The 6178-nt window shown below is 36.0% G+C and carries 4 protein-coding genes; 1 reads left to right on the forward strand and 3 read right to left on the reverse strand.

Annotated elements, in window-relative coordinates:
- Positions 1-112 precede the first annotated feature (112 nt).
- A complete protein-coding gene (locus ABDH28_07565; GenBank protein MEN2998871.1) occupies positions 113-2161 on the forward strand; it encodes a PP2C family protein-serine/threonine phosphatase in 2049 nt (682 codons plus the stop codon).
- Here the strand turns inward: ABDH28_07565 and ABDH28_07570 are convergent.
- The 3 genes from ABDH28_07570 to ABDH28_07580 form a co-directional block, all read right to left on the reverse strand.
- Positions 2158-3888, reverse strand: a complete 1731-nt coding sequence (locus tag ABDH28_07570; protein MEN2998872.1) for a hypothetical protein — start codon at positions 3886-3888, stop codon at positions 2158-2160. The two genes, ABDH28_07565 and ABDH28_07570, sit on opposite strands and share 4 nt — an antisense overlap.
- A 125-nt stretch (positions 3889-4013) precedes the next feature.
- Positions 4014-4928, reverse strand: coding sequence for a hypothetical protein (locus ABDH28_07575; GenBank protein MEN2998873.1), 915 nt, complete (start codon positions 4926-4928; stop codon positions 4014-4016).
- Between the two features lie 34 nt (positions 4929-4962).
- Positions 4963-6045 (reverse strand): hypothetical protein, encoded by a 1083-nt coding sequence (locus tag ABDH28_07580; protein ID MEN2998874.1) that lies wholly within the window; start codon positions 6043-6045, stop codon positions 4963-4965.
- Positions 6046-6178: the final 133 nt, after the last annotated feature.

Here is a 6178-nt window from a genome sequence, read left to right on the forward strand (position 1 = left end):
AATTGGTGGTTTCACATCTATCCTCCAGAGCTAACAATAAAATTTACAAAATTTCTTCTACCGATGTCAAATTGAAACTTTGTTGTTATATTTAAATAATACTTTTTGGTGTATGGAATATGCTTATTTGATCATTTTCGTGGTTGTGGTTTTACTCTCTTTCGTTATCGTTCTGAGTGTGTTGGGGGTCTTCTCAAAGAAGGTTTTTTCTCACTCAAAATCAAATTTGGCGAAAAAGTTCCTAACCAACTGTTACGCACTACTTTCGGTTACATCCTATAAGTACAACGCACAGAGTATAAGTAGTTTTCATTCTGTCCATGAGGATATACTGTTTAACTTTATGAATTTACTTCAAAAGCTTTTTGAGGGCAAATTTACTGCAGGATTTAAGGTCTATCAGAATAGATTTGTTCTGTCTTTTTCTACCGAACCTTTTTTTCCGTTTATTTCCCCCATTTCAAGGCTGAAGCAATTACTTATGGAGAATGATCTTGCAAAGCTTGTTGGCGATAATCTGTTGAAGGCTTTACACATTGATAGTAATACGCATAGAATAGCTATACCAAATGACATATCTATATTTGCTTTGGGAGAGGTAGTGGAGGTATGTAGAGAACTTAATGTCAACAGCGTAGTTTTTGTGCCTGTATACAGAGATAGAGATATATCCAATGTTTTTGTTGTTTTTACAAACAGATTTAATATTTCGGAAGAGGCATTGACTATTTCAAATATGCTTATTGACTTTGTTTCTGTATTTCTGTTGTATTTGGCAAATAGGAGATCTGTTGAGGATCTTTTGTCTAGGGTGAGTAAGGGTATGTTGGAGCCTGAGGAGAAGATAATTTCGTGTGATATGGTTGTGGATAGTAAGACAAACAATATAATTGCTACAACTTGTGATGAGGAGACTATCTTGCAACTTAAGATGGTTTTGGATCTAAACGAGATAGTGAAAACTGCGAAGAGGTTAGGATCTGGTAGGATTTTTAAGAATTATGAGACCAAGGGGGGTTGGCAGAATTTGTATGGTATATCTCTGGAGTGTCTACCTGATGATAAAGTGAAAATAGGGGTGTCAAGATTTAGTTATATTCCTTCTGAGAAGATAGAGGATGTATTGCTTAGGGTTTCAGATATGGTTGATGTTCCAATAGTGGTGGTGAATAAAGAAACTAAGGAGATAATGAAAACTAACAGGAAATTTAGAGAGATATTTAAGGGTTACGAGGGGTATAGCAACGTTCAGTCTTTGATGTCAAATATGAAGTATGTATCGGAGGATGTGGTTACTCAGGATGGGATGGTGTTTACAGTAAAAAAAATTCTTGTTGAGGAAACTGATCTTGAGGGTATTTTCTTTTACCCTCTTCAGGTGGCAAACCAGAGGATGGTGAAGGTTCTGTATGATGAGGCGATAAGGATTCGTAAAATAATGTCTTCAATGAATTTCTATGAGTCTGGGTTGTTTTCAAAAAATCTAGAGGTTTATGCTAGGTATCGGCCTTCGGATGAAATGGTGGAGGTAGGTGGTGATTTCTTCATTCTTAGAGAATTTGGGAAGAGATCGGTAGTTGGAGTCTTTGATGTATCTGGACATGGCTTGTCTGCGGGTTTTCTAGCTTCTAATGTCAAGAATGTGCTTGATAAAGCTCTTCAGGAGGGAAAGGCTATTGATGTTGTGCTTGAGGAGTTGAACAACTTTGTTTTTTCTCTGAATGAGAGTATCTCGGATGCGGATGTTTATTCTTATGTAACTGGTGTTGTGTGTGATATCAACACTGAGAGGATGAGGGCGAAGTTTCTATCTGCTGGGCATAAGTATGGTATACTGCTCAAGGAGGATGGGATAGTAACTCTGCAAGATTTACTGACTCCCTCTAAGCCTGTGGGTATGAGGAAGGATCAAAAGTTTGAGTTGTATGAAATGGAGATTTCTCCTGATTATAGATTTTTCTTTTACACTGACGGAATTGTTGAGCTGGAGACTGGGAGAGGATTTCAGGTTGATGAGGCTAAGATAATAGATCTTATAGTCTTTTGTAAGAATCTCTCAATAAGGGATACTGTGGAGGAGATATTTTCCTATATAAAGAGTCTGAGAGAGGCTAGGGTTAAAGATGACTTTGTGATACTAGGGTTTAGAGTTAAGCACTAGTTTTTTATTACTTTATATCCTTTTTTTATCGTTACAAGGTGCTTAAAATCTTTGTCTAGTTCTATTAAGGCATACTCACCCTCGGTGTCTGTTACATTTCCTGTGGCGATTGTGATGTATTTGTTAGCAATCAAGCTTTTCGTATCATTACTGGTTATGGAAACTTTATCCCCAGCTTTTGGAGGTTTGTTTGAAAAGCGAGCAACTATGAGATTATCTTTTATTCCTTCAATAACTCCATAGGAGGGAAGCAGTGCGGTCATTTTGGTCTTAAAGTTGTAGTATATCTCCGAGACAAAGTTGTCACTAAACTTCTGAGATACAGTAGCGTTCGTTAGAGTGTTGTAGGTTAGGGGGTCAAGAAATGAGAGTTCAAGTATCATGTAGTCCTTGACAACATCTTGCTTTACTTTGACTACCAGATCGTAATTTCTGTAGGAGAGTGGTGAAACATTTTCTGTAGAAACTTCTGTAGTTGTGTTGATGAGTTTAAAACTTTCAATAGCCCATATCGTAGCATTTTGGTAGAAATCTTTTTCTATAGGTAGATTGGAGGGTTCAATGTCTATTAGTAGTTTTGCATTCTTTTGTTTTTCTGTTGCTATGTTCCAAGAAGATAGTTTAGATGTATTTAGGATGTAATCTGATATACTTTCAAAAAAATCTTGCATTTTAGCATCGTTTACGAAGAGATTTTTGGCAATTTCTAACTCCTCTAGGGCTACATAAGGAGAATGGTAGAACTTGTAGTAGTTTCCCAATTCAAACCAAGCGTCGTAGTTAAGGGGGTTAAGTCTTATTGCTCTTCTTAGGTAAAGCTCGTAGTATGGTATACCCTTTTTCTTAAGTTCCTTTGAAGCTTTTAGTCTTGTTTCAGACAAATTCTTCCTATCTTTTGAAAGTTCTGAGTGCGAGAGTTTTATAACACTCTCCTCAACAAAGTATCTGGTTATTTCACTTTCGCTTTTAGAGAATCTTTTTACTACTTCTTGGTATTTTCCTGAAACAAACAAAACCTTGGCTGTTACTTCTTCTCTAAGGTTTAGCTTTCCGAGGAATTCTAGTGATTTTTCGTAGTTGCGGATGTTGTAATAGGATTGTGAGAGAAGGTAGTACTCCTTATTGCGGTTTCCGGGAAACAGGATGGCCTTTTCCAAGTTTTTGATAGATTCTTCATATTTTCTCGTTTTGAAGTAATACTCTCCATACAGAGAGTATACTCTCCTGTCAAATCTTTCTAAGGATATTGACTTATCAAGGAATTCTTTTGCTTTCTGAAGCTTTCCAAGCTCCAGCTGAACTTTTGCCATCTCTACCAGTAACTCGTAGTTATGAAATGTTCTTATGTGTAAGTCTAGAAATTTCTCCGCTTCCTTTAGGTCTATGTTTGCCAAAAGCCTTGAGAACATTACAACGAAGACTATGTTGGTCCTTGCCTCAGGGTTTTTCAGTAGTTTTTCCGCTATTTTCTTACTTTCTTCTAGGTTGCCTTTGAGTCTATTTATTTCCATAAGGTAGGAGTTTATCAGTAAGTTGTTTTTTTCGTAACTTAAAGCTTTTTTGACATATCTCTCCGCAATCTCAACTTCGTCAGACTTTAGACAGAGATCTATAAGTACTGTGTAGTAGTTAATGTCATTTGGCTTTTTGCTTATTGCTTTCTCCAGCTCTATGATAGCTCCTTGGTAGTTTAGGTTAACCACTAGGTTTGAAACCTTAGATAACACTTGATCTGCAAAATTATGACCTGCTAGTGTTACAAAAAGACAGATGAGTAAAAGTTTTGGTTTTGACACGAAAGAATTTTAATTATCTATTCTTGAGGATACAAATTCAGCTAGTGTTATGCAACTTACTTTATGTTGAAAACTTCGTAAGAATATATTAGCCATCTGTTGTCGTAGGTTCTGTAAAGTTGGTAGAAATACCTCAGTTTGTATGAAGTGTTTCTTAGCCGGTATTCAACATCTGCTGTTACAATAGATTTGTCACCTTCTATTTCGGTTCTTATTACCGAAAAACCTATTATAGGATCTTCCCAGTAAGTGGTTAGATATTCCTTAAACTTCTCTATGACTTTTGCTCGCTCAGATGAGGTTTTACTTTCGTTATACCTTTTTGAGAAACTTGGAAATATACCTATTAGCTTCTCAAAGTCAAAATACATTACGAACTCTCTTGCGTCTCTTCTATGTTTTGCGTCAAGCATTCTCCTTACTACCTCGTAAGGTGGGAGAGAGTATAACTCTCTTTCCAGTTTCCTGTATTCATCTTCAATCTGGATTGTAATTTCTTCTACCTTCTTGGGAGGTTTTATTGTTATTTTGTAGTAATCTGTGAAGAGTCCATCTTTCTTGTCTGCAGTTCCATCTGGAGAGAATATGCCCCGTATGTAGTAGATTCCCGGCTTTGAGATATCAAATATTTTGGATATATCTATCTTCACCGAAAAACCTTGATTTGGTAATAGGGTTAGTGATCTTTTTGTAGTGTTGAGGTTCATAAAGTCATACTTTACCATAAAGTCGTAAGATAATTCCACTTCTTCGTTTTTTTCAGTCCTTAGGTCAAAAAAGAAGGTTTTGTAGATCTCGTCATATACGAAAAACTCTTCTTTTGATGGACCAAGGTTTTTTATAGTAAAGGTTACATTCATCTCTTGGAGCAATCTGAAAGTTTCATACTCAAAAGATAGCTCTGGTAGCATTTCACTGTAGCCTTTTAAGGCAACTAGGATTGTAAGCAGTAGAATTATTGTTTTTTTCATATTTCTATATGATTTTCGGAAGTATTGTTTACATTTAAATGCAAAACCTATACAGAAGGTAGTTGTAGTGCTTTTTTGCTTTACTTACCTTCATTGCTGTAAACAGAGATAGATCCAGATCGTAACTTTTTGCTAGTGTTTCAAAGAATGCATGTGTGAAAGTTTTTGTCTGGTGAGACTCTGGAACTTTAAATGGTGAGAAAATTACAGTTGAACTTCCTTTTTGTAGGATTTCTCTTACGAACTCTTCTATGCCGAAATAGTAGCAGTTGTTGAGGAATACAATGTTGGGAAACTTGGGAATAAATTTTGTGTTATCTGCGTTTATTATATCTTCTCCTAGGCTTATTCCGTTTTCCTCGGCATGTGAAGAGATGAAGAGGATATCTTTTTCTTGGATTTTCTTTGCAAACTCTTCAATTTTCATACTATCACATATTATCTCACTAGAAAACCTGTCTTTCACAATGTTGTATAATTCAACTGCTTCGGAGGCGCATAGCTTAAATCTTTTGTCCCAGCCATTTCCGATAAGTAGCGCGCTCTTGATATAGTTTTTCGCAAGTTTTTCTTTATTTATTCCGATAACTCTCTTTACGAGTATGTCCATTTTATAGGCTATAAGTTCAAAGGGAATTCTTGACGATTCTTCATCAGTTTCAAGATATAAGACTTTTGCATTGCTAAGTAGTTTTAGGAGCTTGCTAGGGATGATTGTTACTACTATGGAGGGGAGGTTGTTGTAAAACATTTCTTTTGTGGAAGTGTTATCAAATGCCTTGGGTAAGGTTCCTATGTCTTTTTTAAAAGAGAGTCTGGCTATGGTTTTTCTGTGGAAGATTGCGTCAAATGTGAGGGTAGAGTTATTTAGGGAGACTTTTAGGTATGTTAGAGAGCTAGCTTTTCGTCTTTTAAACTCTATTACCTCCTTGATGAATTTATGGTTTTTTTTAAATTCCTCTGGTAGGTAAGATTCTGGAAGTGAGATCAGAGGACCTAGGTTTTTGACTTTTCCGTCTTTTTTGATGAAAACTCCGTAGTAGGTATTGTTACTAAAGATAACGAATGGGGAGAGTGTGGTGTAACTTTTTATCTCTTCTTTCTTTAGAAAATGCATAACCATGGGATATTTTCAAAGTTTGCTGAGGTTTTTTGAAAGTTGTATTGTTGCAGTAACAGAGTTTAACTTCTATGATGTTGTTTTGCATCTATATTGAGAGGATATTCACCTAATTTTGAAGGGAACTGTG

Source organism: Brevinematia bacterium (assembly GCA_039630355.1).
GTDB lineage: Bacteria > Spirochaetota > Brevinematia > DTOW01 > DTOW01 > SKYB106.